We start from the raw sequence: 26,742 nt of genomic DNA, 5'->3' as shown, positions 1-26,742 counted from the left end.
GCACGTGTTCAGGGCCAAGCCCACTCCCAGGCAAACCGTCGTGGGAACGGGCTTGGCCCATGATCAACCCGCTCCAGCATGACCACTGGTAAATAAAGCTCCCCGGCACCTTGCACGGCGACTGCGCGCTCACTACCTTAGCGCCTTTCAGAACCCCGCCACGCCCTGCAGGAATCCAGCCATGGCCGCCCCCGTCCTTCCACCCTTCCCCCTCCGCCTCGGCAGTGCTGCCGCGTTGCTTGGCCTGCTCGCGCTGGGCGGCTGCCAGATGGGTGGCTACCAGGACAGCGTCCTGCCCTACAGCGGCGTGCAACCGCTCAAGGGCCTGGCGCAGAACGTCTCGGTACGGCGTAACGCCATGGGCGCGCCGCTGATCGAAAGCAGCAACTTCCATGATGCGCTGTTCAGCCTGGGCTACCTGCATGCCGGGGATCGCATCGAGCAGATGGTCGCCATGCGCCTGCTGGCCCAGGGGCGCCTGGCCGAGCTGGCGGGAGCCGACGCCCTGGAGATCGACCGGCTGATGCGCGCGGCCAACCTCAAGCAGGGTGCCAGCCAGCTGTATGCCGATGCCTCGCCGCGCCTGAAGCGCTTCTTCGAAGTCTATGCCCGCGGGGTCAACGCCTACCTGTTCCGCTATCGCGACAAGTTACCGGGCGAACTCGCTCGCAGCGGTTATCGCCCGGAATACTGGAAACCCGAGGATTCGGCGCTGATCTTCAGCCTCTACGCCTTCAGCCAGTCGGTGAACCTGCAGGAGGAACTGTCGGCATTGACCCTGGCGCAGAAGGTCGGTGCCGACAAGCTGGCCTGGCTGCTGCCCGGCGCTCCGGACGAGCCCCTGGCCGAAAGCGAAGTCGACAAGCTCAAGGGCCTGAACCTGGCCAGCCAGCTGCCGGGCCTGGGCGCGCTCGCCGCCACTGGCCAGCAATTGGCCGACCTCGGCCTGCTGGGCGTGCCCGGCTCGAGCAACCTGGCCCTGTCGCCCCAGCGCAGCCGTGCCGGCAAGAGCCTGCTGGCCAGCGACAGCCGCGCTGCCTGGGCACTGAGCCCGGTGCAGATCCACACCGGCAAGTATCAGGTCGCCGGCCTGTCGCTGCCGGGGCTGCCGATCGTACTGGCAGGCTACAACGGCAAGCTGGCCTGGAGCAGCAGCGCGGTGATGGCCGACAACCAGGACCTGTTCCTCGAGCAGGTGCGCTGCCAGGGCCCCCAGCTGACCTACCTCGCCGACGGCAAGTGGCAACCGGCGCGTGCCCGCAACGAGACCTTCTTCGTTCGCGGCCAGCGCCCTCAGCGCGAGGTGATGTACGACACCCGCCACGGCACCCTGTTGCCGGGGCATGGCAGCCTGGCCCTGGCCCTGCATCTACCGCAGCTCAAGGATGATCGCAGTCTAGATGCGCTGTTCGACCTGACCCGCGCGCAAAACATCGAGCGTGCTTTCGACAGCACCCGCGAGGTCGGTGCGGCAGCGCTGAACTTCGTGTTCGCCGAGCCCCAGCATATCGGTTGGCAGGTCAGCGGACGCTATCCCAACCGCCGCGAAGGCCAGGGCCTGCTGCCCTCGCCAGGCTGGGACGGGCGCTACGACTGGGATGGCTACGCCGACGCGATGCTGCACCCCTACGATCAGGATCCGCCCGCCGGCTTCATCGGCCACGCCAACCAGCGCAGCCTGCCCAAAGGCTACGGCATGCAGCTGTCGAGCAGTTGGTACTACCCCGAGCGTGCCGAACGCCTGGCCCAGTTGGCCGGCAACGGTCGTCACGACAGCCGCAGCCTGATGGCCCTGCAAAACGATCAGGTGACACTGCTGGCCGACAAGCTCAAGCAGATGTTCGACGCCCCCGGCATGGCCCAGCCGCTCAAGCAGGCCATCGACGCCCTGCCTGGCGCCCAGCGCGACAAGGCTCGCGATGCGCTGGCGCGGCTAAAGGCCTTCGATGGCCGGCTAAGCCCGGTGTCGGCCGATGCCGCCTTGTACGAACTGTTCCTCCAGGCAGTCACTCGCCAGACCTTCCTCGATGAACTGGGCCCGGAATCCAGCCCGGCATGGCAAGCGTTCATCGGCAATGCCAAGCTTTCCTACTCCGCCCAGGCCGACCACCTGCTGGGGCGCGAGGACAGCCCGTTCTGGGACGATCGCGGCACGCCGCAAAAAGAAGACAAGCCGGCCATCCTCGCCCGCAGCCTGGCTGCGGCGGTGGATGCCGGCACCACACAACTCGGCGCCGACCGCCGTGCCTGGCAGTGGGGCAAGCTGCATCAGTACCGCTGGCCGGCACCGGCCTATCACGGCCTGGGCGACAAGCTCGAGCGCGCGCCCCTGGCGGCGGGTGGCGACTTCAGCACCCTGGCCCTGACGCCCTATGCCTGGGGGAGCAGCTTCGACACCCAACTGCCGGCCTCGGCGCGGATGATCGTCGATTTTGGGCAGACCGAACCGCTGCAGGTGCTGACCAGCAATGGCCAGTCCGGCAATCCGGCCAGCCACCATTACAGCGATGGGCTCGATGCCTGGTTCAAGGGCCGCTTCACCAGCCTGCCGCTGCAACCGCAGAATTTTGCCCGGGCCTACGGTAGCCAGCGGTTGACGCTGGTGCCTGGCAAATAGGCCTTTGGCCCCACGGAAGTAGCTTCCTGGCGCAGCATCTGCGCCAGGAAGGAACCTCTCGGATCATCTTAAGGCAGCTACCACCGCGAGTTCTATGCGTTGTCCCAATACATGCAAGGCATGCTCGACCTGCTCGATCTTGGAGCGATGCAGCAAATCAACCAGCCGGTCCACCTGCGGCCGATTAACGCCAAGCCGTCGGGCCATTTCGGTCTTGGTCACGTTCTGAGAGACCATGGTGTTCCACAGCGCCGCCTTGGCCGCGGTCAGCGCCGGCAACCTGACAATGGCCTCGGCTGACTGCACTGGTGTCGGCAACGGAATGGCTGCCCGACGCTCCACGTACAGGGAAAGCGCTGACTCCAGGGCATCCACTGCATCGAACAATGCTTCATCGAGCGTATCGCCCGCACTGGCCATCTCAGGTATATCCGGACAACTGATCCAGACACTGCCTGTATCACGGTGCACGTTTACCGGATAGTCGAAATTCATTTGGAAACCTCGTTGCGTGGTCAGTCGCTCAGTCCAAGATCCTTGAGGATCTTCTTCCTCAGCCCCTCCCCTATTTCCTTGGCGCCGTGGTCGGGGAAGATGGTTTGTCGATTGCCCAGGTAAACCTTGAAATGGCTGCCTTTGGCAGGAACGAAGGTGGCTCCCTGAGAACGCAGCCATCGACGTAGTTCGCTGTACTTCATGCATGCACCAGGAGAAAAATGCAGCAAACAGGTTGCACTCGCAACATATTTGTTGCGCAGCGCGATGAAGCATCAGTAGACAGCACCTGCGGGTTCGGCATGTCCTCATTTCAGGTAGTCCATATCCGAGCTCCACCGTCCGCCCGGCCGATATGAATAGTGCGCCAACGCCGAAGTTATGCTTCTATCCTTGATCCCGGCCCTTGCCGCACAGCGCTCACATCAGGACCACCATGCACCACTCGACCCACGACCTGCTCTCCCCTGTCCCGGGTATCGCCCGCCAGTTGCACAGCTTCCATTTCGGCCCACGTGGCGCCGGCAAGGTGTACATCCAGGCCTCGCTGCATGCCGACGAGCTGCCGGGCATGCTGGTGGCCTGGCACCTAAAGCAGCGGCTTGCGGACATGGAGCAGCAGGGGCGGTTGCGCAAGGAGGTCATCCTGGTGCCGGTGGCCAACCCGGTCGGCCTCGAGCAGGTGTTGCTGGACGCGCCCCTGGGGCGCTTCGAGCTGCAAAGCGGCGAGAACTTCAACCGCAGGTTCGTCGACCTGTCGGACAACATTGGTGACCAGATCGAAGGCCACCTCTCCCAAGACCCGTCGCACAACCTGGCGTTGATCCGTGAATACCTGCGCCGGGGCCTGGATGCCCACCCCGCGCACACGCCGCTGCAGTCCCAGCGCCTGACCCTGCAGCGCCTGGCCTGCGACGCCGACATGGTGCTCGACCTGCATTGCGACTTCGAAGCCGTCGAGCACCTGTACACCACGCCCGAGGCCTGGCCCGAGGTCGAACCGCTGGCACGCTACCTGGGCGTCCAGGCCAGCCTGCTGGCCACCGACTCGGGCGGACAATCGTTCGATGAGTGTTTCAGCCTGGTGTGGTGGCAGTTGCAGCAGCGCTTCGGCAAACGCTTCCCGATCCCCCAAGGCAGTTTTTCGGTGACCATCGAGTTGCGCGGCCAGGCCGATGTCAGCCACGCCCTGGCCATCCAGGACTGCCAGGCGATCCTCGACTTCCTGACCCACGCCGGGGTCATCGAAGGGCAGCCTGCCCCGTTGCCGGCGCTGCGTCATCCGGCCACGCCACTGGCAGCGGTGGAGCCGGTCATGGCACCGCTTGGCGGGTTGCTGGTGTTCCATGCCAGCCCCGGCCAGTACCTGCAAGCCGGGACACTGATCGCCGAGGTCATCGACCCGCTCAACGACCGGGTCACTCCCTTGCGCAATAGCCAGGCGGGGCTGCTCTATGCCCGCAGCATCCGGCGCATGGCCACGGCGGGCATGGTGGTCGCCCATGTGGCAGGCGAGCAGGTCTGTCGCAGCGGTTACCTGCTGGGCAACTGAGCGGCGTCAAGCCACGGGAGCGGGAGGCGGCTCATCCGGCAAGGTCGGTTCGCCCGGCTCCATCGGTGGCTGCTCGCCAGGCTGTGGCGGCTGGGGGGTGTCGGGATCAGGCTGGTGAGGCACGCCGCCAGCGCGCATGGGCAGTGGCGTGTGTATCGGCGGATGGGCCAGCAGCGACCAGGCCAGCAATCCGATCTGGTTCGGCTGCAGGACGGCCAGCTTGGCACTGATTGCGGGGTCAATTTTCATGGAAGGCTCCTGACGAGAGCCGGCGCACGTCATGCGCGCCGGAACTGTTCACTCGTTGGAGTGCCAGGCGCGGAAACAATTCCCGCGCTTTGTCGGCTCAGGTGCGCGGCAAGGTGACGCCGCGCTGGCCCTGATACTTGCCACCACGATCCTTGTACGACACTTCGCACTCCTCGTCGGACTGCAGGAACAGCATCTGCGCCACGCCTTCGTTGGCGTAGATCTTCGCCGGCAACGTGGTGGTGTTGGAGAACTCCAGCGTCACATGACCTTCCCACTCGGGCTCGAGCGGGGTGACGTTGACGATGATGCCGCAGCGGGCGTAGGTGCTCTTGCCCAGGCAGATGGTCAGCACGTCACGCGGGATGCGGAAGTACTCGACGGTGCGGGCCAGGGCAAAGGAGTTTGGCGGGATGATGCACACGTCACTCTTGATGTCGACGAAGCTGCCGGCGTCGAAGTTCTTCGGGTCCACGGTGGCCGAGTTGATGTTGGTGAACACCTTGAATTCGTCGGCGCAGCGTACGTCGTAGCCGTAGCTGGAGACGCCGAAGGAGATGACCCGGCTGTCGTGCTCGCCGCGCACCTGGCGCTCGACGAACGGTTCGATCATGCCGTGTTCCTGCGCCATGCGGCGAATCCACTTGTCCGATTTGATGCTCATGGCGGGGTGTCCTGAAGAGTGCAAGGTGAAAAACGAGAAGCGCATCTTACCGGTCCCGGCGCGCGGGTTAAAGTTTCCTTGCCCATCCCGCGCCAGACGGGGCCTGCACCGGCCGCCGATCCGAAATTCATCAAAGCGCTCCTTGACCATTGGCAGGTCGTGGAAAGTGGGTTAAGGTGGCGCCACTGTGCTGCACGTGACACCGAGAATCTCTAGTTTGATGCACGATTATCATCGGCCCATCGCTGAATTTTCTGCTCTCTTTGCACTCAGTCCCGGCCAGGGTTTTTCCTGACCGTAATCAACTTTGTCCAAGGAGACAGAAACATGTCCAACCGTCAAAACGGTACCGTCAAGTGGTTCAACGATGAGAAAGGCTACGGCTTCATCACCCCTCAGTCGGGTGACGACCTGTTCGTGCACTTCAAAGCCATCCAAGCTGACGGCTTCAAAACCCTGAAAGAAGGCCAGGCTGTTACTTTCGTCGCTACCCGCGGCCAGAAAGGCATGCAGGCTGAAGAAGTTCAGATCGCCTAAGTCGATCTCGCTTCCTCGCTTTCAAAAAAAACCCGCCATTGGCGGGTTTTTTTGTGCCTGAGCGAATGGTCAGAAGCGATCGGGGGAGCGAGCTTGCCCGCACCCACATGACTGCCTGAACCTCAATCCTCGCTGATGGTGATGCTCGGCATCGCCGGCGCCGCCGCTTCCTGCAGCACGATCCGCGCCCCCACCTGCCGCGCCAGCTCCTGGTAGACCATGGCGATCTGGCTTTCCGGCTCGGCAATCGCGGTCGGCTTGCCACTGTCGGCCTGCTCGCGGATAAGCATCGACAACGGCAACGATGCCAGCAGTTCGACACCGTACTGGGCCGCCAGCTTCTCGCCGCCGCCTTCACCAAACAGGTGCTCGGCATGGCCGCAGTTTGAGCAGATGTGCACCGCCATGTTCTCTACCACGCCCAGCACCGGGATGTTGACCTTGCGGAACATTTCCACGCCCTTCTTGGCATCCAGCAGCGCCAGATCCTGCGGGGTGGTGACGATGACGGAGCCCGCCACCGGCACCTTCTGCGCCAGGGTGAGCTGGATATCGCCGGTGCCTGGCGGCATGTCGATCACCAGGTAATCGAGGTCGTCCCAGGCGGTCTGCGTCACCAGTTGCAACAACGCGCCCGAGACCATCGGGCCACGCCAGACCATGGGCGTGTTGTCGTCGGTGAGGAAGGCCATGGACATGACCTCGACACCATGGGCCTTGATCGGCACGAACCACTTCTGCTCGCGCACCTGTGGGCGTGTACCCTCGGGGATGCCGAACATCACACCCTGGCTGGGGCCATAGATGTCGGCATCGAGTATGCCCACCCGCGCCCCCTCGCGGGCCAGGGCCAGGGCCAGGTTGGCAGCGGTAGTCGACTTGCCGACCCCGCCCTTGCCCGAGGCCACGGCGACGATGTTCTTGACGTTGGCCATGGCCGGCACCTGAGCCTGGGCCTTGTGCGTAGCGATCACACAGTCAATGCCGACCGAGGCCGAAGTCACACCGTCGAGGTTCTCGATGGCGGTCTGCAGTACCTGCGCCCAGCCGCCCTTGAACAGCCCGGCGGCATAGCCCAACTGCAACTGCACATTGACTTGCCCACCCTGGATTTCGATGGCGCGCACGCAACCGGCGCTGACCGGGTCCTGGTTCAGGTAGGGGTCGGTGTACTGGCGAAGCACGCCTTCAACGGCGGCACGGGTAACGGCACTCATGGAGGCTCCCATTGGCAAACGGAATACGGAACAGGCGCCTATGCTAACCCGTCAATCGTCAGCGGATGCGTTGTTGGGGTGAAATATATTCGCCAGCCCTTTATAGTGGCCGATCACCCTCATTTTTACCCCGTAGCCAGATAAGTAGCCGAGCCACCATGTCCGAGCCACGTCAGATTCTCGTCACCAGCGCCCTGCCCTATGCCAATGGATCGATCCACCTTGGCCACATGCTCGAGTACATCCAGACGGACATGTGGGTGCGCTTCCAGAAGCTGCGCGGCAACCAGTGCATCTATGTCTGTGCCGATGATGCCCACGGTTCGGCCATCATGCTGCGTGCTGAAAAGGAAGGCATCACGCCCGAGCAACTGATCGCCAACGTCCAGGCCGAGCACAGCGCCGACTTCGCCGACTTCCTGGTCGATTTCGACAACTACCACTCCACGCACAGCGAGGAGAACCGCGAGCTGTCGAGCCTGATCTACACGCGCCTGCGCGATGCCGGGCATATCGCCACCCGTTCGGTCACCCAGTATTTCGACCCTGAAAAGGGCATGTTCCTCGCCGACCGCTTCATCAAGGGCACCTGCCCCAAGTGCGCAGCCGAGGACCAATACGGCGACAACTGCGAAAAATGCGGCGCCACCTACGCCCCGACCGAGCTGAAGAATCCCAAGTCGGCCATCTCCGGCGCTACCCCGGTACTGCGTGATTCCCAGCACTTCTTCTTCAAGCTGCCCGACTTCCAGGCCATGCTGCAACAGTGGACCCGCAGCGGTACCCTGCAGGACGCCGTGGCCAACAAGCTCGCCGAGTGGCTGGACTCCGGCCTGCAGGAATGGGACATCTCCCGCGACGCTCCGTACTTCGGTTTCGAGATCCCGGGCGAGCCAGGCAAGTACTTTTATGTCTGGCTGGACGCGCCAATCGGCTACATGGCCAGCTTCAAGAACCTCTGCGCGCGCCGACCGGAACTGGACTTCGACGCGTTCTGGAAAGAAGACTCCACGGCCGAGCTGTATCACTTCATCGGCAAGGACATCGTCAACTTCCACGCCCTGTTCTGGCCGGCCATGCTCGAAGGCGCGGGCCTGCGCAAGCCGACCGCGGTCAACGTGCACGGCTACCTGACCGTCAACGGCGCGAAGATGTCCAAGTCGCGCGGGACCTTCATCAAGGCGCGCACCTACCTCGACCATCTGCAGCCGGAGTACCTGCGCTACTACTACGCCGCCAAACTGGGCCGCGGTGTCGACGACCTCGACCTGAACCTCGAAGACTTCGTGCAAAAGGTCAATTCCGACCTGGTCGGCAAGGTGGTCAACATCGCCAGCCGCTGCGCCGGTTTCATCCACAAGGGCAATGACGGCGTAATGGTCGCCGGTGACGCCGCGCCAGAGCTGACCGAAGCCTTCCTCGCGGCAGCCCCGTCGATTGCCGAGGCCTATGAAGCCCGCGATTTCGGGCGCGCCATGCGCGAGATCATGGCCCTGGCCGACCGTGCCAACGCCTGGATCGCCGACAAGGCCCCGTGGTCGCTGGCCAAGCAGGAAGGCAAGCAGGACGAGGTGCAGGCCATCTGCGCCCAGGGCGTCAATCTGTTCCGCCAGTTGGTGATCTACCTCAAGCCGGTCCTGCCGGTGCTGGCCGCCGACGCCGAGGCCTTCCTCAATGTCGCGCCGCTGACCTGGAACGACCACCAGTCGCGCCTGGAAAACCACCAACTCAACCCGTTCAAGGCGCTGATGAGCCGCATCGAACCGGCCAAGGTCGAAGCCATGATCGCCGCCAGCAAGGAAGACCTGCTGGCCGCCGAGGCCAAGACCGCCCCGGCGGGCAATGGCGAGCTGGCCAAGGACCCGCTGTCGGCCGAAATCGAGTTCGACACCTTCGCCGCAGTCGACCTGCGCGTGGCGCTGATCGTCAAGGCCGAAGCCGTGCCGGGTGCAGACAAGCTGCTGCAATTGACCCTGGACATCGGTGACGAGCGTCGCAATGTGTTCTCGGGTATCAAGTCGGCCTACCCGGATCCGTCCCAGCTGGAAGGCCGTCTGACCATGATGGTGGCCAACCTCAAGCCACGGAAGATGCGCTTCGGCGTTTCCGAGGGCATGGTCATGGCAGCCGGTCCGGGCGGCGAGGAAATCTACCTGCTCAGCCCTGACAGCGGTGCCAAGCCAGGCCAGCGCATCAAGTAACCGCCTTAAGTAACTACCATGCCCCGGCCACCTGGCCGGGGCATTTGCATCTGCCACCCGCTGCCGGATAATGGCGCCATCCTCCCGCCGTCGGCATCCCCATGAGTGACTACGTTCTGGTCCTGGTCAGCGCCGCGCTGGTCAATCACCTGGTCCTGCAGGCAGAACCGGGCGAGCGAGCGCGCCTGCATGCGCTGGGGCTGTGCAGCGCACTGCTGATCCTCCTGGCACTGCCAGTCGGGGCATGGATCTACCAGCAACTGCTCGTGCCATCACAGTTGCAGGACCTGCAGTTGTTGCTCTTCCTGCCGCTGCTGGCGGCGTTGGCCTGGGCGCTGCCGAACCTGCTGCAACGCCTGCGGCCAGACTGGCCAACACAAGGCCTGCCGAGTCTGCTGAGCGCTAATGCCGTGGTGCTAGGCTTGCTGGTGCAACTGTCCAATGCCGAAATGTACGGCTGGCGCCTGCTGGCGTGGCCACTTGTTACCGCTTTGGGCTTCTGGCTCGCGCTGATGTTGTATGCGGACCTGGACATGCGCAGCCGCCAAGCCGAGGTACCCACGGCATTACGCGGCCTGCCTATCCAACTGATCGGTGCCGGGCTTATGGCCATGGCTTTTTCGGGACTCAATGGGCTCTTCGCACAATGAGCCTGACTCTTAACACCGGCGTCTTGCTGCCGGCATTTCAAAACGCCGCCCGACACTACTTCGAGGAACTGCCGCCCCATGCCGCCATCTGATCCGCGCCTGCGCAGCGCCATGCAACTGGTGCTGCTGGCCTGTGTCCCGGGGCTGCTCGCGCTGTTCTGGCTGCATGGCTGGGGCGTGCTGATCAACCTGCTGCTGAGCAGTTGCGCGGCGCTGGCCACCGAGGCCGTGCTGCTGAGCTGGCGCAAGCTGCCGGTGGCCTCGACCCTGGGCGATGGCAGCGCGCTGGTCACCGCCGTTCTGCTGGCTGCGGCCCTGCCCATTCAGGCACCCTGGTGGTTGCCGGTAATTGCAGCCTGTGTCGCCATTGGCCTGGGCAAACAGGCCTTCGGTGGAGTGGGACGCAACCTGTTCAACCCGGCCATGGCGGGCTACGTGTTCGTACTGCTGAGCTTCCCCCTGCAAATGAACCACTGGCCCGCCCAAGCACCCGGATTGCTTGAGAGCCTGAACCTGAGCCTGGGTACCGGCGATCGCATCGATGCCTGGGCCAGCCCCACGGTGCTCGACGTACTGCGCCACAACCGCAGCCTGACCATCGACGAACTGTTTGCCAGCCATTCGGCCTTTGGCCACCTCGGTGGACGTGCAAGCGAATGGGTCAACCTCGCCTTTCTGCTCGGCGGGTTGTTCCTGATGCAACGCAAGGTCTTCGGCTGGCATGCGCCGGTCGGCCTGCTCGGCGCCTTGTTCCTGTTCAGCCTGGTGGGTTGGAATGGCTCCGGCTCCGACTCCAATGGCTCACCATTGCTGCACCTGCTGTCGGGCTCGACCATGCTGGCCGCGTTCTTCATCGCCACCGAGCCAGTATCCGGTTGCCGACAGCCATTGGCCCGCCTGCTGTTCGGTGCCGGCGCCGGCATGCTGATCTACCTGATCCGTACGTGGGGCAGCTTTGCCGACGGCACGGCATTCGCGATCTTGCTGATGAACCTTGCCGCACCGTCCCTGGATCGCTGGGCGCAACGCCGCCAAGAGGCCTGCCTGTGAATGCCCGTTGGTGCAGCGCTGCCTGCCTTCTGCTGCTGGCACTCCTGGCCGTCGCCACGACACTGGCCTGGCAACGCTTCACTGCCGAACCGATTGCACAAGCATCGCGCCAGTGGCAGGAACGGCAATGGCTGGCGGTGCTGCCGCCGGGCAGCTACGACAACCAGCCCTTGCAGACACCCTTGGCACTGGCAGATACCAGCCTGCGCCACAGCCGCCTGCTCGCCGGTTACCGTGCCACGCTAGGCGGCAGCCCTACCGCCATCCTGCTGCACAACAGGTTCCAGGGCTATGGCGGCGCCATCGAAATGGTCATCGCCATCGACACCCACGGTCGCCTGGCAGGCATGCGTGTACTTGAGCAACAGGAAAGCCCCGGCCTGGGCGACCAACTGGCAGACCCTGCCCGTCACTGGCTCGACCAGTTCATTGGCCGGGCACACGAAGGCACCCCGGAGCAGGCCTGGGCGATCAAGCGTGACCAGGGCGCGTTCGATCAGCTGGCCGGGGCGACGGTAACTTCCAGGGCAGTCATCGAGGCGATCCAGGATGCGCTGCGCTACTTCGACGACCACCGCCAGGCACTGCTCGACGAGGCGCGCCCATGAGCAGGTTCTGGCTAGTGATGATCAGCCTGGCACCGTTGCTCGGCGCGACCCGGACCATTGTCCAGGCTATCGCCATCAGCCTTTGCGCCTGCCTGCTGACAGGCCTGCATCAGGCGCTGATGGCACCACTGCGTAGCCACCTTGCCCAAGGCGCCAGCCTGTGGGCGAGCGCTTTACTGACCGCCACCTTGGTAACCTGTCTGCACCTGGGGCTGCGGGCGTGGGCCCTGCCCTTGGCCGAGCAACTTGCCCTCTACCCCCTGTTGCTGGCGCTGCCCTGCCTGGCATGCGAGCAGTTGCTGCCACAGACTCACCGCTACCGCCAACTGTGCCGCGGCCTGGGTGGGCTCTTGGTGGCCAGCCTTGCCCTGGGTATCTGTCGACAAGTGCTCGCCGACGATCTCGGCCTGCACATTGCCACGCTCGCTCCCGGCGCCTTGATACTGCTCGGCCTGCTGCTGGGCTTGTACAATCACCTGCGCCCATCGACCACCTCACCACGCCGTCTAGGAAGCCGTTGACCCCATGAATGCCGCCAAACGCCTGGAGATTTTTCGCAGGCTGCATGAAGACAACCCCGAACCCAAGACCGAACTGGCCTACTCCACCCCCTTCGAACTGTTGATCGCGGTGATCCTCTCGGCCCAGGCGACGGACGTCGGCGTCAACAAGGCTACCGCACGCCTGTTTCCGGTCGCCAACACGCCGCAGGCCATCCACGCCCTGGGTGTCGAAGGCCTGAGCGAGTACATCAAGACCATCGGGCTGTACAACAGCAAGGCCAGGAATGTCATCGAGACCTGTCGCCTGCTGGTCGAACTGCACGGTGGTGAAGTCCCGCAGAGCCGCGAAGCGCTGGAAGCCCTGCCCGGCGTCGGCCGCAAGACCGCCAACGTAGTGCTCAACACCGCCTTTCGCCAACTGGCCATGGCCGTCGATACGCATATATTCCGGGTCAGCAACCGCACGGGTATAGCGCCGGGCAAGACCGTTCTGGAAGTCGAAAAGAAACTGCTCAAGTTCGTGCCAAAGGACTATCTGCTCGATGCCCACCACTGGCTGATCCTGCATGGCCGCTATGTCTGCCAGGCTCGAAAACCCCGCTGTGGCAGCTGCCGAATCGAGGACCTGTGCGAATACAAGCTCAAGACCTCGGACGATTGAAGCAATAGCTGACAACAGCACAAGGCGATTGAAAAAATCTTTTTTACCCGCTCTGCGATTCCCGTTATAAGGACGGCCAATGGCCCTTTGGCTTGGAGTGACGCATGAGCACCGATAAAGAAGATCTGGCGAACGACGACGACTTCCAAAGTACGGACGACGACGCGGAGCCGCAGGCCGAACCGGCCAAGACCAACCTTAGCAAGCGCCGCACCATCGACAACATGCTCGAGGAACGGCGCCTGCAGAAGCAATTGGCCGACTTTGACTACGATCTGTAGCGCAAACGTGCAAAAGCCTCCTGAACGGAGGCTTTTTCAATAGGGGTCAGGCCAGCCCATGGCGCTGTGCGAGTTCGATCAGATCCACCAACGAGCGCGCATTCAACTTGAGGAGCAGGCGCGTCTTGTAGGTACTGACCGTCTTGTTGCTGAGGAACATGCTGTCGGCGATTTCCTTGTTGCTTTTGCCTCGTGCCAGTTGTTGCAGCACCATCATCTCCCGGCCGGAAAGCCGCTCGACCATCTCCATTTCCGTGGCGCCTCCCGTACCCGAGCGCCCCTTGTGCAATGCCTGATTGGGGAAATAGCTGTAGCCGGACAGCACGGCCTTGATGGCACTGAGCAGCTCGGTCAACTCCTGTTGCTTGCACACATAACCTGCTGCACCCGCTTGCATGCAGCGCATCGAGAAGTGCCCAGGGGCCTGGGAAGTCAGTACCAGTACCTTGCTCGCGGGGCTCGCCAGCGTCATCCGCGCAATCACTTCCAGCCCATCCAGTTTGGGGATCCCGATATCCAGAATGACAATATCCGGCAGATACTCCCGCGTCAGTTGCAGGGCGTCTACACCATTGTCACTCTCCGCCACCACTTCGTAGCCATGCCGTTCCATCAGCATGCGTACGGCCAGGCGAATGACCGGGTGATCATCCACGATCAGCACTTTATTCATGCGATTCCCATTGATACGTTATTTTTAGTTCGATAGACCACCACACCCGAGCATAACGATTATTTATGCAGCGGTTTCCCTGGTAAATTCACCGAAAGAAGCGGCCTACAATTAATGGAGATTCTTCCTACACACTGCCAATTTCACAAAATGTAATAGATAGAGGTTCGTCGCAACGAATCAGAAAGTAACAGTCGGCATAATTGGATCCAAGTGATATTGAGTCATACTTCATGCGGGAAAATTCGACTGTACATACTGGATAAATGGTAGGTGTTGAAGCTGCGCCGTGGCCTGGGAGGGAAACAAGGCACGCTTAATCCGCGGGGGAAAACGCGCTACAGATGGGCAAAGCATCACCAGGCCCTCATCATGAACCGCGACCCCATCAGTCCGTTGACCCTTATCGCTGTCTTTGCCGGCGTGATCGAAGCGTCTGCCCTGGCATCACTCCCGTTCCTCAGCGAAGACAGCCAGACCCTGTATACCTGGTTCCTGGTGGGCTTCCCGTTTTTTCTCACCGTACTGTTCTTCCTCACCCTCAACTTCAACACTCGCTCGCTGTTTGTACCAGACAGCAATGCCAACAGTGCCGGCAAGCCTGTACGCACACCTGTGGCAGAGAGCAAAGGCGCAATGATCATCGCCATTTCCGGAGCGGACAGTCAGAAGATCATCGAAACCCATGTACTGCGAATGATCGACCGCCCACACGGGCGACAACGACGCTGGGTGCTGTATAACCTGGATACGCGCACCTGCATCCATCTCTCAGCCGCGCCCATGCCGGATGAAGAGGCCACGACCGCCACCCAGGCAAAAACCCAGGCATGAAAAAACCCGGCCTAGGCCGGGTTTTTTCTTATGCTCGAGGCGGCTTACAGCAGCGAACGACCCTTGTTGGCCGCGATGCGCATACGCAATGCATTGAGCTTGATGAAGCCTGCGGCATCAGCCTGATTGTAAGCCCCGCCGTCTTCCTCGAAGGTCGCGATGTTGGCATCGAACAGCGAATCGTCCGACTTGCGACCCACGACGGTGACATTGCCTTTGTACAGCTTCAGGCGGACAACACCATTCACGTTGAGCTGCGAGGCATCGATCATCTGCTGCAGCATCAGACGCTCCGGGCTCCACCAGTAGCCGGTGTAGATCAGGCTGGCGTACTTGGGCATCAGCTCATCCTTCAGGTGAGCGACTTCGCGATCCAGGGTGATCGACTCGATGGCGCGGTGAGCCTTGAGCATGATGGTGCCGCCCGGGGTCTCGTAACAACCGCGCGACTTCATGCCGACATAGCGGTTCTCGACGATGTCCAGGCGACCGATGCCATTGGCGCCGCCAATGCGGTTGAGGTCGGCCAGCACGGTGGCCGGGGTCTTCTCGACGCCGTCGATGGCGACGATGTCACCGTTGCGGTAGGTCAGTTCGATGTAGGTGGCCTGGTCCGGGGCGTTCTCCGGAGAGACGCTCCATTTCCACATGTCTTCCTCGTGCTCGGTCCAGGTATCTTCCAGGACACCGCCTTCGTAGGAGATGTGCAGCAGGTTGGCGTCCATCGAGTACGGCGACTTCTTCTTGCCGTGGCGCTCGATCGGAATGCCATGCTTCTCGGCGTAGTCCATCAGCTTCTCGCGGGACAGCAGGTCCCACTCACGCCATGGCGCGATGACCTTGACGCCAGGCTTGAGCGCATAGGCACCCAGTTCGAAACGCACCTGGTCGTTGCCCTTGCCGGTAGCACCGTGGGAAATGGCGTCGGCGCCGGTTTCGTTGGCGATTTCGATCAGGCGCTTGGCGATCAGCGGGCGGGCGATGGAAGTACCGAGCAGGTACTCGCCTTCGTAGACGGTGTTGGCGCGGAACATCGGGAAGACGAAATCACGCACGAACTCTTCGCGCAGGTCGTCGATGTAGATTTCTTTCACGCCCATCGCCTGGGCCTTGGCGCGGGCCGGCTCGACCTCCTCGCCCTGGCCGAGGTCAGCGGTGAAGGTCACCACTTCACAGTTGTAGGTGTCCTGCAGCCACTTGAGAATCACCGAAGTATCAAGGCCGCCGGAATACGCCAATACGACCTTTTTTACGTCCGCCATGCCATCACTCCACGGGGTTGTACGGAAAGCCGATGATTCTACCGGCCTTGCCGAAAAATTTACAATGGGGCGACAGCTTGTGACGACAAAGCGACAGGAATTGTCGAGAGCGCGACCCGCTGTCGCACTCAGGATTTCGCTGGAGCGGGCTGGGCGGAAGCGGCCGCAGGCGTCGCAGGCGCAGGTGAGGTAGCCGCGGGTGCCGGGGCCGCCGGCGCAACCGGTGGCGCCGGTTTCTCCAGCGGTTTCTCGACCGGTGTCACGCGCTCGAGCTGGATGTTCACCCGGCGGTTACGCGCCCGATTGGCGGCAGAGTTATTCTTGGCCAGCGGATAGCGCTCGCCGTGGAAGCGCACGGTGATCTGCTCTTCCGGCACGCCATGGGCCTTGAGGTAGTCGGCAACCGCCAACGCCCGTCGACGCGAGGTGTCGCGGTTGGTCAGGCGGTTGCCGCTGTTGTCGGAGTGGCCGTTGAGCTCGATGTGATTGACCGTCGGATCGGCCTTCAAATAATCGAGCAGCACATCCAGGCGCGCACGCGCCGAGCTGTCCAGTTCGATCCCGCCTCCGGGGAAACCAACCTGGGTCTGGCGGATCTGGTCATAGTTCATCGGCAGCAGCTTGGCGGCGCACAGTTGGTAGTCGCTGTAGGCCTTGGCGAAGCTGACGGGCATTACCTGCACTTGCATCGGCCGGCCACCCTCGCCCCGGTAGTTGCGCACCACCGTGCTGCGCCCATCGAGCAGGCCATTGATCAGGCGGCTGGCTTGCCCTTGGCTGGAGGTGAACAACACGCCAGTGCGGGCCATGTGCACCGCACCGAGGTTGATATCGCCCCGCCCTGGCTGCCAGGGGGCCGCGGCGGCCAGCAAGGTGGCTGACCCTGCGCCGAGGACATTGCTGTCCGAACGTAGCTGGAACGTCGGTTGTTCGCCGGCACGGCGCACGAACTCGCCGCTGCCGAAACCGTCGATCGGCTGGATCAGGCGACATTCGAACTGGTCACCCTCGACTTTCCAGGCGACGTTCTCCACGCGGGTCTGGAAGGTCATGGCCCCGGCCGGCAGGCTGGCGACAAGGGTGAACAGGGCTAGGTAACGCTGGCGCACGGTCGGCTCCACTGATTCTGACGGCTTACCTGAATGCTATCGGACGCCTGTCGGAAAACTTGATAGCCGTGCTCGAACAGGGGTTTTCCGGTAGCATTGGCTTCTGAGTTCGACCCGCCTGGAATCTCCAATGTCCGATCGCCTGACCCTCCTGCGCCCCGACGACTGGCACATCCATCTGCGCGATGGTGCCGTCCTGCCTCACACCGTTGGTGACGTGGCGCGCACCTTCGCCCGCGCCATCATCATGCCCAACCTGGTTCCGCCGGTGCGCAACGCCGGCGAGGCCGACGCCTACCGCCAGCGCATCCTTGCCGCACGCCCCGCCGGCAGCCGCTTCGAGCCACTGATGGTGCTGTATCTTACCGACCGCACCAGCCCGGAAGACATCCGCGCCGCGAAGGCCAGCGGGATCGTGTACGCCGCCAAGCTGTACCCGGCCGGCGCGACCACCAACTCCGATTCGGGCGTGACCAGCATCGACAACATCCTGCCGGCAATCGAGGCACTGGCCGAAACCGGCATGCCCTTGCTGGTGCACGGTGAGGTAACGCGCAGTGAGATCGACGTGTTCGACCGCGAGAAGCGCTTCATCGACGAGCACATGCGCCGCCTGGTCGAGCGTTTCCCGACCCTGAAAGTGGTGTTCGAACACATCACCACCAGCGACGCCGCGCAGTTCGTCACCGAGGCGCCGGCCAATGTCGGTGCCACCATCACCGCCCAGCACCTGCTGTACAACCGCAACCACATGTTGGTCGGCGGTATCCGCCCGCATTTCTATTGCCTGCCGATCCTCAAGCGCAACACCCACCAGGTTGCGTTGCTGGATGCCGCGACCAGCGGCAACCCGAAGTTCTTCCTCGGTACCGACTCAGCGCCTCACGCCAAGCATGCCAAGGAAGCCGCCTGCGGCTGCGCCGGCTGCTATACCGCCTATGCCGCCATCGAGTTGTATGCCGAGGCGTTCGAGCAGCGTAACGCCCTGGACAAGCTCGAAGGCTTCGCCAGCAAGCATGGCCCTGATTTCTACGGCCTGGCGCGCAATACCGACACCATCACCCTGGTGCGTGAGCAATGGACCGCGCCGGACAGCCTGCCCTTCGGTGACACCACCGTCATTCCCCTGCGCGCTGGTGAAACACTGCGCTGGCGCCTGCAGGAGGACCACGCGTGAGCGAAGATCTTTACGAAGACGACCAGGACAGCCAGGTCAGCAGCGGCTCGCGCCATCCGATGGCCGAGCGTTTCCGCGGCTACCTGCCTGTGGTGGTGGATGTCGAGACCGGTGGCTTCAACAGCGCTACCGACGCGCTGCTGGAGATTGCCGCCGTCACCATCGGCATGGATGAAAAGGGCTTCCTGTTCCCCGAGCACACCTACTTCCATCGGGTCGAACCGTTCGAGGGAGCCAATATCGAGGCCGCCGCGCTGGAGTTCACCGGCATCAAGCTCGATCACCCGCTGCGCATGGCGGTGAGCGAGGAAAGCGCGCTGACCGATATTTTCCGCGGCGTGCGCAAGGCGCTGAAAGCCAATGGCTGCAAGCGGGCGATCCTGGTGGGGCACAACAGCAGCTTCGACCTGGGTTTCCTCAATGCTGCGGTGGCGCGCAACGATATCAAGCGCAACCCGTTCCACCCGTTCTCCAGCTTCGACACCGCCACCCTCGCCGGCCTCGCCTACGGCCAGACCGTGCTGGCCCGAGCTTGCCAGAGCGCGGACATCGACTTCGACGGCCGTGAGGCGCATTCGGCGCGTTACGACACCGAGAAGACTGCAGAGCTGTTCTGCGGCATCGTCAATCGCTGGAAAGAGATGGGCGGCTGGCGCGATTTCGACGATTGAGCTGCGAGCCACAAGCTTCAAGCGACAAGAAAGAGCTGTCTGCATGCGCCGTGCTTTTCACTTGTAGCGTGCAGCTTGAAACTTGAGGCAAAAAAAAACCGGCCACCAGGGCCGGTTTTTTATGCACTTGGCAAATTACAGCTTGCCAGCGTTCTCGCTCAGGTAAGCCGCGACGCCTTCCGGCGAAGCGTTCATGCCCTTGTCGCCTTTCTTCCAGTTGGCCGGGCAGACTTCGCCGTGCTCTTCGTGGAATTGCAGGGCGTCGACCAAGCGCAGCAGCTCGTCCATGTTGCGGCCCAGCGGCAGGTCGTTGACGATCTGCGAGCGGACAACACCATTGGTGTCGATCAGGAAGGCGCCACGGAAGGCCACACCGCCTTCGGACTCGACGTCGTAGGCCTTGCAGATTTCGTGGGTCATGTCAGCCGCCAGGGTGTACTTGACCTGGCCGATGCCGCCATTGTTGACCGGGGTATTGCGCCAGGCGTTGTGGGTGAAGTGCGAGTCGATCGACACGCCGATCACTTCAACGTTGCGCGCCTGGAAGTCAGGGATGCGGTTGTCCAGAGCGATCAGCTCGGACGGGCAGACGAAGGTGAAGTCCAGCGGGTAGAAGAACACCAGGCCATACTTGCCCTTGATGGCCGAGGCCAGGTTGAAGCTGTCGACGATTTCGCCGTTGCCCAGCACGGCTGGAACGGTGAAGTCCGGGGCTTGTTTGCCAACGAGTACGCTCATTCGATCTCTCCTGATGAGGGGGGAAAACCTTGTCCGGGCGGAACGCGTTCCCCCGGATCCAACAAAGGCTGACCATCATACACAGCTTTGCGTGACAGGCCGAATCTCTACCATCGGTCGCTCTGGCGCGGGCCTTACACAAAGTGTTTTGACAACCATTCTCATTACTATTACTCTCCAACCCATCGAATCAACCTGCGATGGTCAGCCTTTATGTATGTGTGTCTTTGTGTCGGTGTCACCGACGGACAGATCCGCGATGCGATCTACGAAGGATGCTGCAGCTACAAGGAAGTTCGAGCCGCCACCAGTGTTGCCAGCCAATGCGGCAAATGCGCCTGCCTCGCCAAGCAGGTGGTACGCGAAACCCTCACCGAGCTGCAACTGAGCCAGCAGGCCGCCCTGCCCTACCCCGTTGAATTCAACGCGGCGTAATTCCCCCAAATTCGAAGAACCGGACCTAGTGTCCGGTTTTTTATGCCTGCAATTCAATAAGTTAGCGCTCGAACGCGCTTCACAAACATTCTTATTCCGATTAATTTTCATTTATTATTCAATCACTTAGGTTTGACACAGATAGTTGCGAGGCTCAAACTTGTTTGCATTGGCTCAACTTCTACAGGTCAGACCCCATCATGAAAGGCGACGTAAGCGTCATCCAGCATCTCAACAAGGTCCTCGGAAACGAGCTGGTCGCAATCAACCAGTACTTCCTGCATGCGCGCATGTACGAAGATTGGGGCCTGAATCGGATCGGTAAACTCGAGTACAAAGAGTCCATCCAGGCGATGAAGGATGCAGACAAGCTGATCAAGCGCATCCTCTTTCTCGAAGGTATTCCCAACGTCCAGGACCTGGGCAAGCTCATGATTGGCGAGCACACCAAAGAGATGCTCGAGTGCGACCTGAAGCTCGAGAAAAAGGCTCACGTCGACCTGAAAGCCGCCATCGCCCATTGCGAAACCGCTGGCGACTTCGGTTCGCGCGACGTGCTCGAGGACATCCTCGAGGACCAGGAAGAGCACATCGACTGGCTGGAGACTCAACTGGGCCTGATCGACAAGATCACTATCGAGAACTACCTGCAGTCGCAGATGGGCGAAGAGTAACTGCAAGACCGACGACAACAAAAAGCCCCGCTATTGCGGGGCTTTTGCATCCTGGCAAGGAACGCCGGAATCAGGCCTCGGAAGCCTTGGCCTTGGCGGCCGCATCCTTGATCAGGGTCTGCAGTTCACCATTTTCGAACATCTCGATCATGATGTCGCTGCCGCCGACCAGCTCACCCGCCACCCACAGTTGCGGGAAGGTAGGCCAGTTGGCGTACTTGGGCAGGTTGGCGCGGATTTCCGGGTTCTGCAGGATGTCGACATAAGCGAACTTCTCGCCACACCCCATCACGGCTTGCGAAGCCTTGGCCGAGAAGCCGCACTGCGGGGCATTCGGCGAACCTTTCATGTAAAGCAGAATGGTGTTGTTGGCGATCTGCTCTTTGATTGTATCGATGATATCCATGAAGCACCTCGGCTGAACTTTCCGACTGGGTCGTCGGCACGGTGACGCATTGTATCGGAAAGCCGAGCGGCGTGCTCGGCCTTGCCGATGCTCAGGCGGCCTCCACTTGCACAGGTACGCCATTGAGGGCGGCGTTGCCGGATACGCCATCACGCAAGTGCTCGTCGGTCAGGTCATTGGCACTCACGCCCGGCTGTGCACCGGCCACCTGCAAGCGCGCGCCCTGGCGCCCGTGACCGTAGCCGTGGGGCAGGCTGACCACCCCTGGCATCATCTCCTCGCTAGCTTGGACAGGCACTTCGATCACGCCCGTGCGTGAGCGGATCCGCACCATCTGCCCGTCTTGCAACTGGCGGTGGAGCAGATCATCCGGATGCATCAGCAGATGATGCCGCGGTTTGCCTTTGACCAGCCGATGATAGTTGTGCATCCACGAATTGTTGCTGCGCACGTGGCGGCGGCCGATCAGCAACAACTGGCCTGCCGTCGGCGCTGCCTGCCGGGCCAGACGCTGCAGGTCACCGAGCAGTACCGCCGGTGCGGCTTCGACTTTGCCGCCAACCGTGCGCAAGCGTACCGCCAGGTTGGCACCCAGCGGCCCTAGATCCAAGCCGTGGGGGTGCTCATCGAGCATCTGCAGGGAAAGCTTCCAGGACGACTCGTCACCATAGGGGCCCTTGCGCAAGGCAAAGTCGATCATCCGTGCCGGTGGCAGGGTCGCCTTGAGCTCGACCTGCGCACGCTGGGCAAAGGCCTCGGCCAGGCCTACGAAAATCTCCCAGTCATGCAGCGCCCCCTCCGGTTTGGGCAGGATCGCCCGGTTGAAGCGGGTGACGTTGCGTACCGCCAGCAAGTTGAAGGTGGAATCGTAGTGGTCATTCTCCAGCGCCGAGGTGGAGGGCAGGATCAGGTCAGCATGACGCGTGGTTTCGTTGATGTAGAGGTCGATGCTGAGCATGAACTCCAGGCCGGCCAAGGCCTCGTCCAGACGCCGCCCGTTGGGCGTGGACAGCACCGGGTTGCCGGCCACGGTCACCAACGCCCGTACCTGCCCGTCACCGGGCTCGAGGATCTCCTCGGCCAAGGCCGAGACCGGTAGCTCACCAGCATATTCGGGCAACCCCGAGACGCGGCTGCGCCACTGGTCGAAGTGGCCACCCGAGGTGCTGGCGACCAGATCGACCGCCGGCTCGGTGCATAACGCACCGCCAACCCGATCAAGGTTGCCGGTGACCAGGTTGATCAATTGCACCAGCCAGTGGCACAACGAGCCGAAGGCCTGGGTCGATACCCCCATCCGGCCATAGCACACCGCTTTGTCGGCGGCGGCGAAGTCCCGCGCCAATCGGCGGATTTCCTCGGCCGGGATGCCGCACAACGCGCTCATGCTGGCGGCATCGAACGGCAGGATCGCCTCGCGCACCTGCTCCAGGCCATTGATCGGCAGGTGCGAACCACGGGCCAGGCCCTCGGCGAACAGGGTATGCAACAGACCACACAACAGCGCTGCGTCGCCACCGGGGCGAATGAACAGGTGCCGATCGGCCAGTAACGCCGTCTCGCTGCGCCGCGGATCCACCACCACCAACTGCCCGCCCCTGGCCTTGAGTGCCTTCAGGCGTTTTTCCACATCGGGGACGGTCATGATGCTGCCATTGGAAGCCAGGGGATTGCCGCCAAGAATCAGCATGAACTGCGTGTGGTCAATGTCCGGAATAGGCAACAACAGGCCATGGCCGTACATCAGGTGGCTGGTCAGGTGCTGCGGCAGCTGGTCCACCGAGGTGGCCGAGAAGCGGTTGCGGGTCTTGAGCAGGCCGAGGAAGTAGTTGCTGTGGGTCATCAAACCATAGTTGTGCACGCTGGGGTTGCCCTGGTAGACCGCCACTGCGTTACGTCCATGGGCTTGCTGCACCGCCCACAGCCGCTCTGCGGCGAAGGCGAAGGCCTCGTCCCAGCCGATCGCCTGCCACTGGTCACCGATGCGCCGATGAGGCTGGCGCAGGCGGTCAGGGTCTTCCTGGATATCCTGCAGGGCGACCGCCTTGGGGCAGATGTGGCCGCGGCTGAACGGATCCTGCGGATCGCCCTTGATCGAGCTGATCCGCGGCGGTCCCTCTGCCTCATGGGTGATTTCGATGTTCAGGCCACAAATGGCCTCGCACAGGTGACAGGCTCGGTGATGCAGGGTCTTGGTCATGGCCGCCTCTGCCTTGTTGTTCTGGAGGTTCGACTATGCGCCGCACCAACCGGGCTTGCCAGCGCGCTTCGCGGCATGAATCGGGCGACATCAGGCCGACGATTCGCGACGATGAATTTGCCAAAATCGAGGTAAGCCGTGTACAACCTCTGTAGCAAATAAAAAACAGCTGCTCGCCAAAGGCTTACGACACCCTTTGACACAGAGGCGCTGTTTCCCCTCTTGGTTTAAGGCGACATTTAATTATAGTATTGCGCCTTTCCCTATTCCGTCCGCCCCGTGCGGCTTACGCCGCAGGTCACTCCCGTTGTCAACAAAACCCATACGGTCGACCTGCAAAACGTTGCAGATAAGGTAGTCAATCATGAGCGCTAGGCACTTTCTCTCCCTGCTGGATTTCACCGCTGACGAATTGCTCGGCGTGATCCGTCGCGGCATCGAGCTGAAGGACCTGCGTAAACGAGGCGTGCTGTTCGAGCCGTTGAAGAACCGCGTGCTGGGGATGATCTTCGAGAAATCCTCGACCCGTACCCGGGTATCGTTCGAAGCGGGCATGATCCAGCTTGGCGGCCAGGCGATCTTCCTGTCGCCGCGCGACACCCAGCTGGGCCGCGGCGAGCCGATCGCCGACAGCGCCATCGTGCTGTCGAGCATGGTGGATGTGGTCATGATCCGCACGCACGCCCACAGCACGCTCACCGAATTCGCCGCCAATTCGAAGGTGCCGGTCATCAATGGCCTGTCCGACGAATCGCACCCCTGCCAGTTGCTGGCAGACATGCAGACCTTCTTCGAGCACCGTGGCGCGATCCAGGGCAAGACCGTGGCCTGGGTCGGCGACGGCTTCAACATGTGCAACTCTTATATCGAAGCTGCCGTGCAGTTCGATTTCCAATTGCGCATCACTTGCCCTGAAGGCTACGAGCCCGATCCGCGCTTCCTGCAATTGGGCGGCGACCGCGTGCAGATCATCTGTGATCCGAAGGAAGCCGTGCGCGGCGCCCACCTGGTAACCACGGATGTCTGGACTTCCATGGGCCAGGAAGAGGAAACTGCACGCCGCCTGGCGCATTTCGCGCCTTACCAGGTCACCCGCGAACTGCTCGACCTGGCGGCACCCGACGCCCTGTTCATGCATTGCCTGCCCGCCCACCGTGGCGAGGAAATCAGCCAGGACCTGCTCGATGACCCCCGCTCGGTCGCCTGGGACGAAGCTGAGAACCGCCTGCATGCGCAGAAGGCCCTTCTGGAATTTCTTGTAGAACCGGCTTACCACCACGCATGAGTCAACAGCTACTGCTCAACCTGCGCAACCTGGCCTGCGGCTATGGCGCGCAGCGCATCGTCCAGAACCTCAACCTGCACCTCAACGCGGGCGACATCGGTTGCCTGCTAGGGTCGTCCGGTTGCGGCAAGACCACCACGCTGCGCGCCATCGCAGGGTTCGAGCCGGTGCACGAGGGCGAGATCCAGCTGGGAGGCGAGGTCATCTCCCGCGCCGGCTTTACCCTGGCTCCAGAGAAACGCCGGATCGGCATGGTGTTCCAGGACTACGCACTGTTTCCCCATCTGACCGTCGCACAGAACATCGCCTTCGGCATCGCCAAGCATCCGCGCCAGGCTATGGTGGTCGAGGAGATGCTCGAACTAGTCAAGCTGGCCGGCCTCGGCGGGCGTTACCCGCACGAACTGTCGGGTGGCCAGCAGCAACGCGTGGCACTGGCCCGGGCGCTTGCGCCGGAGCCACAGTTGCTGTTGCTTGACGAGCCGTTCTCCAACCTCGACGTGGAGCTGCGCCGACGCTTGAGCCATGAGGTCCGTGATATTCTCAAGAGCCGAGGCACCAGCGCCATCCTGGTCACCCACGACCAGGAAGAAGCCTTTGCCGTCAGCGATCACGTAGGGGTGTTCAAGGAGGGGCGCCTGGAGCAGTGGGACACGCCCTACAACCTCTACCACGAACCGCAGACCCCGTTCGTCGCCAGCTTCATCGGCCAGGGCTACTTCATTCGTGGCCAGATGAGCAGCCACGAAGCAGTAAGCACCGAACTCGGCGAGCTTCGCGGCAACCGAGCCTACACCATGGCACCCGGCAGTTCGGTGGACGTGTTGCTGCGCCCTGACGACATCATCCACGCTCCAGACAGCACGTTGCGAGCGCAGATAATCGGCAAGAGTTTCCTTGGCGCTTCAACCTTGTACCGCCTGCAGCTTCCCACCGGCAGCCAGCTTGAAGCGATCTTCCCCAGCCACAACGACCACCCGCTCGGCCAACAGGTCGGTATTGCAGTGGCGGCCGAACACCTGGTGTTGTTCGCGGTGCCCGGCAGCGTTGCCGCGCAGCTGACGCGCCAGGAGAGCGGTGTGCGGCGCATCAGCTCGGCGCTGTAGGATTTGACAAGCATTATGGGGCATGCCCGCTTTCGCATACCGCTACAACGGTGCGGAAGCGGACTTGCTTCGCGAACGGCTTGAATCACAGCACCAAGGTGCCAGAGGCTACCAACCGGGCCTGCCCACCAATCTTCACCCGCTGCCCCTCCAGTCGGCAGAACAGCTCCCCACCACGTGCGGAGAGCTGGAACGCGTGCAATTGCGACCTGCCAAGGCGTGCCGCCCAGTAAGGAATGAGCGAGCAGTGAATCGAACCGGTGACAGGATCCTCGGGGATTCCGATACTCGGTGCAAAATAGCGCGACACGAAATCGTGCTCTTCACCAGGCGCCGTTACGATTACGCCCAAACCCGGCAGTCTTGCCAACGCCACCATGTCTGGCGCACAGGCACGCACGGCTTGCTCAGAAGCCAGTACAACCAGCAGCTCCTTGGTCTGGTAAACCTCCTGTACCCCGCACCCCAGCGCCTCGGCCACGGCCACCGACTCAGCCATGGGCTGAGGATCAATGCGCGGGAAATCGAGCCACAGGCGGCCCCCTTCACGCGCCACGCTCAATGGACCGGACAGGCTTTGAAAGTCCAGACGAGGCTTCTGCTCACCATAGACCTCGAACAGAACATGGGCACAGGCGAGGGTGGCATGACCGCACAGCGGCACTTCGGTTGTGGGGGTGAACCAGCGAATCCGGTAGCCCTCTCCTTCAGCGACCACGAACGCAGTTTCGGCGAGGTTGTGCTCGGCGGCGATCTGCTGCATCAGCGCATCGTCGAGCCACTGTTCCAGGTGGTAGACCATGGCCGGATTGCCGGCGAAGGGCCGGTCACTGAACGCATCGACCTGGTGAAAATGCAGTTGCATGCCACGACTCCTGTGTAGGGCG

The 26,742-nt window shown here is 62.3% G+C and carries 29 protein-coding genes; 17 read left to right on the top strand and 12 right to left on the bottom strand.

Going from position 1 to position 26,742, the window contains the following annotated elements; all coding sequences use genetic code 11:
* Window positions 1-181 precede the first annotated feature (181 nt).
* Window positions 182-2,617, top strand: coding sequence for a penicillin acylase family protein (locus tag C3F42_RS24025; RefSeq protein ID WP_104444998.1), 2,436 nt, complete (start codon window positions 182-184; stop codon window positions 2,615-2,617).
* Between the two features lie 63 nt (window positions 2,618-2,680).
* Here the strand turns inward: C3F42_RS24025 and C3F42_RS24020 are convergent, their stop codons facing one another.
* Window positions 2,681-3,112 carry a type II toxin-antitoxin system HicB family antitoxin gene (locus C3F42_RS24020; protein ID WP_104444997.1) on the bottom strand — a complete coding sequence of 144 codons (432 nt, stop codon included), beginning with the start codon at window positions 3,110-3,112 and terminating at the stop codon, window positions 2,681-2,683.
* Window positions 3,113-3,132: 20 nt separating this feature from the next.
* Window positions 3,133-3,315, bottom strand: a complete 183-nt coding sequence (locus C3F42_RS24015; RefSeq protein ID WP_023630766.1) for a type II toxin-antitoxin system HicA family toxin — start codon at window positions 3,313-3,315, stop codon at window positions 3,133-3,135.
* A 233-nt stretch (window positions 3,316-3,548) separates the two neighbouring features.
* On the opposite strand from C3F42_RS24015, the gene C3F42_RS24010 reads away from it, so the two are divergent.
* On the top strand, window positions 3,549-4,664 hold the full coding sequence (locus C3F42_RS24010) for a succinylglutamate desuccinylase/aspartoacylase family protein (RefSeq protein WP_104444996.1): 1,116 nt from the start codon (window positions 3,549-3,551) through the stop codon (window positions 4,662-4,664).
* A 6-nt stretch (window positions 4,665-4,670) separates the two neighbouring features.
* On the opposite strand, the gene C3F42_RS24005 is transcribed toward C3F42_RS24010, so the two are convergent.
* The gene (locus C3F42_RS24005) at window positions 4,671-4,913 is read right to left on the bottom strand and encodes a hypothetical protein (protein WP_046854466.1); all 243 of its coding nucleotides are present in this window, start codon (window positions 4,911-4,913) and stop codon (window positions 4,671-4,673) included.
* Between the two features lie 97 nt (window positions 4,914-5,010).
* On the bottom strand, window positions 5,011-5,577 hold the full coding sequence (gene dcd, locus C3F42_RS24000) for a dCTP deaminase (protein ID WP_023630764.1): 567 nt from the start codon (window positions 5,575-5,577) through the stop codon (window positions 5,011-5,013).
* Between the two features lie 327 nt (window positions 5,578-5,904).
* On the opposite strand from dcd, the gene C3F42_RS23995 reads away from it, so the two are divergent.
* Window positions 5,905-6,114: a cold-shock protein gene (locus tag C3F42_RS23995; protein WP_012273869.1), complete on the top strand. Its 210-nt coding sequence runs from the start codon at window positions 5,905-5,907 to the stop codon at window positions 6,112-6,114.
* 122 nt (window positions 6,115-6,236) lie between these two features.
* Here the strand turns inward: C3F42_RS23995 and apbC are convergent, their stop codons facing one another.
* The gene (gene apbC / locus C3F42_RS23990) at window positions 6,237-7,331 is read right to left on the bottom strand and encodes an iron-sulfur cluster carrier protein ApbC (protein ID WP_023630763.1); all 1,095 of its coding nucleotides are present in this window, start codon (window positions 7,329-7,331) and stop codon (window positions 6,237-6,239) included.
* 158 nt (window positions 7,332-7,489) lie between these two features.
* Here apbC and metG point away from each other — a divergent pair, with 158 nt between their 5' ends.
* The 7 genes from metG (at window position 7,490) to C3F42_RS29645 (ending at window position 13,285) form a co-directional block, all read left to right on the top strand.
* Window positions 7,490-9,532 carry a methionine--tRNA ligase gene (gene metG / locus C3F42_RS23985; RefSeq protein ID WP_046854465.1) on the top strand — a complete coding sequence of 681 codons (2,043 nt, stop codon included), beginning with the start codon at window positions 7,490-7,492 and terminating at the stop codon, window positions 9,530-9,532.
* A gap of 101 nt (window positions 9,533-9,633) precedes the next feature.
* Window positions 9,634-10,182 (top strand): Rnf-Nqr domain containing protein, encoded by a 549-nt coding sequence (locus C3F42_RS23980; protein WP_023630762.1) that lies wholly within the window; start codon window positions 9,634-9,636, stop codon window positions 10,180-10,182.
* A gap of 78 nt (window positions 10,183-10,260) precedes the next feature.
* Complete coding sequence (locus tag C3F42_RS23975; RefSeq protein WP_094012394.1) at window positions 10,261-11,232, top strand: RnfABCDGE type electron transport complex subunit D; 972 nt, start codon at window positions 10,261-10,263, stop codon at window positions 11,230-11,232.
* The gene (locus C3F42_RS23970; RefSeq protein WP_104444995.1) at window positions 11,229-11,840 is read left to right on the top strand and encodes an RnfABCDGE type electron transport complex subunit G; all 612 of its coding nucleotides are present in this window, start codon (window positions 11,229-11,231) and stop codon (window positions 11,838-11,840) included. Before C3F42_RS23975 ends, C3F42_RS23970 begins: the two co-directional genes overlap by 4 nt.
* On the top strand, window positions 11,837-12,361 hold the full coding sequence (locus C3F42_RS23965) for an Rnf-Nqr domain containing protein (protein ID WP_023630759.1): 525 nt from the start codon (window positions 11,837-11,839) through the stop codon (window positions 12,359-12,361). Before C3F42_RS23970 ends, C3F42_RS23965 begins: the two co-directional genes overlap by 4 nt.
* Before the next feature lie 4 nt (window positions 12,362-12,365).
* Entirely contained in the window at window positions 12,366-13,004 is a 639-nt protein-coding gene (gene nth, locus C3F42_RS23960; protein ID WP_046854460.1) for an endonuclease III, read from the top strand.
* Between the two features lie 104 nt (window positions 13,005-13,108).
* Complete coding sequence (locus tag C3F42_RS29645) at window positions 13,109-13,285, top strand: PA3496 family putative envelope integrity protein (protein WP_177410842.1); 177 nt, start codon at window positions 13,109-13,111, stop codon at window positions 13,283-13,285.
* Between the two features lie 46 nt (window positions 13,286-13,331).
* Here the strand turns inward: C3F42_RS29645 and C3F42_RS23955 are convergent, their stop codons facing one another.
* The gene (locus tag C3F42_RS23955) at window positions 13,332-13,958 is read right to left on the bottom strand and encodes a response regulator transcription factor (protein ID WP_023630756.1); all 627 of its coding nucleotides are present in this window, start codon (window positions 13,956-13,958) and stop codon (window positions 13,332-13,334) included.
* A gap of 372 nt (window positions 13,959-14,330) precedes the next feature.
* Here C3F42_RS23955 and C3F42_RS23950 point away from each other — a divergent pair, with 372 nt between their 5' ends.
* A complete protein-coding gene (locus tag C3F42_RS23950) occupies window positions 14,331-14,792 on the top strand; it encodes a hypothetical protein (RefSeq protein WP_023630755.1) in 462 nt (153 codons plus the stop codon).
* A 44-nt stretch (window positions 14,793-14,836) separates the two neighbouring features.
* On the opposite strand, the gene C3F42_RS23945 is transcribed toward C3F42_RS23950, so the two are convergent.
* On the bottom strand, window positions 14,837-16,054 hold the full coding sequence (locus C3F42_RS23945; protein WP_023630754.1) for an argininosuccinate synthase: 1,218 nt from the start codon (window positions 16,052-16,054) through the stop codon (window positions 14,837-14,839).
* 128 nt (window positions 16,055-16,182) lie between these two features.
* A complete protein-coding gene (locus tag C3F42_RS23940; protein WP_094012396.1) occupies window positions 16,183-17,163 on the bottom strand; it encodes an OmpA family protein in 981 nt (326 codons plus the stop codon).
* 130 nt (window positions 17,164-17,293) lie between these two features.
* On the opposite strand from C3F42_RS23940, the gene pyrC reads away from it, so the two are divergent.
* Together pyrC and rnt are read left to right on the top strand one after the other, a co-directional pair.
* Window positions 17,294-18,340 (top strand): dihydroorotase, encoded by a 1,047-nt coding sequence (pyrC, locus tag C3F42_RS23935; protein ID WP_038706662.1) that lies wholly within the window; start codon window positions 17,294-17,296, stop codon window positions 18,338-18,340.
* 59 nt (window positions 18,341-18,399) lie between these two features.
* On the top strand, window positions 18,400-19,011 hold the full coding sequence (gene rnt, locus C3F42_RS23930) for a ribonuclease T (protein ID WP_236661015.1): 612 nt from the start codon (window positions 18,400-18,402) through the stop codon (window positions 19,009-19,011).
* Window positions 19,012-19,146: 135 nt separating this feature from the next.
* Here rnt and C3F42_RS23925 read toward each other — a convergent pair whose 3' ends face one another.
* A complete protein-coding gene (locus C3F42_RS23925) occupies window positions 19,147-19,749 on the bottom strand; it encodes a peroxiredoxin (protein WP_023629028.1) in 603 nt (200 codons plus the stop codon).
* Between the two features lie 213 nt (window positions 19,750-19,962).
* Here C3F42_RS23925 and C3F42_RS23920 point away from each other — a divergent pair, with 213 nt between their 5' ends.
* Window positions 19,963-20,184, top strand: coding sequence for a bacterioferritin-associated ferredoxin (locus C3F42_RS23920; protein WP_038706663.1), 222 nt, complete (start codon window positions 19,963-19,965; stop codon window positions 20,182-20,184).
* A 200-nt stretch (window positions 20,185-20,384) separates the two neighbouring features.
* Window positions 20,385-20,858 (top strand): bacterioferritin, encoded by a 474-nt coding sequence (bfr, locus tag C3F42_RS23915; RefSeq protein WP_023629026.1) that lies wholly within the window; start codon window positions 20,385-20,387, stop codon window positions 20,856-20,858.
* 70 nt (window positions 20,859-20,928) lie between these two features.
* Here the strand turns inward: bfr and grxD are convergent, their stop codons facing one another.
* Both grxD and C3F42_RS23905 read right to left on the bottom strand, forming a co-directional pair.
* Entirely contained in the window at window positions 20,929-21,264 is a 336-nt protein-coding gene (gene grxD, locus C3F42_RS23910; RefSeq protein WP_031314504.1) for a Grx4 family monothiol glutaredoxin, read from the bottom strand.
* Between the two features lie 91 nt (window positions 21,265-21,355).
* The gene (locus tag C3F42_RS23905; RefSeq protein WP_104444994.1) at window positions 21,356-23,464 is read right to left on the bottom strand and encodes a molybdopterin oxidoreductase family protein; all 2,109 of its coding nucleotides are present in this window, start codon (window positions 23,462-23,464) and stop codon (window positions 21,356-21,358) included.
* Between the two features lie 364 nt (window positions 23,465-23,828).
* Here C3F42_RS23905 and argF point away from each other — a divergent pair, with 364 nt between their 5' ends.
* The gene (gene argF, locus C3F42_RS23900; protein WP_104444993.1) at window positions 23,829-24,749 is read left to right on the top strand and encodes an ornithine carbamoyltransferase; all 921 of its coding nucleotides are present in this window, start codon (window positions 23,829-23,831) and stop codon (window positions 24,747-24,749) included.
* Entirely contained in the window at window positions 24,746-25,855 is a 1,110-nt protein-coding gene (locus C3F42_RS23895) for an ABC transporter ATP-binding protein (protein ID WP_023629021.1), read from the top strand. The genes argF and C3F42_RS23895 overlap by 4 nt, the downstream gene beginning before the upstream one ends.
* 85 nt (window positions 25,856-25,940) lie before the next feature.
* Here C3F42_RS23895 and C3F42_RS23890 read toward each other — a convergent pair whose 3' ends face one another.
* Window positions 25,941-26,720: a PhzF family phenazine biosynthesis protein gene (locus C3F42_RS23890; protein WP_104444992.1), complete on the bottom strand. Its 780-nt coding sequence runs from the start codon at window positions 26,718-26,720 to the stop codon at window positions 25,941-25,943.
* Window positions 26,721-26,742: the final 22 nt, after the last annotated feature.

This window comes from Pseudomonas sp. PONIH3 (assembly GCF_002934345.1).
GTDB classification, from domain to species: Bacteria; Pseudomonadota; Gammaproteobacteria; order Pseudomonadales; family Pseudomonadaceae; genus Aquipseudomonas; species Aquipseudomonas soli.
Note: the sequence above shows the minus strand (reverse complement) of the source record. Positions and strands in the feature narration are given on the sequence as shown.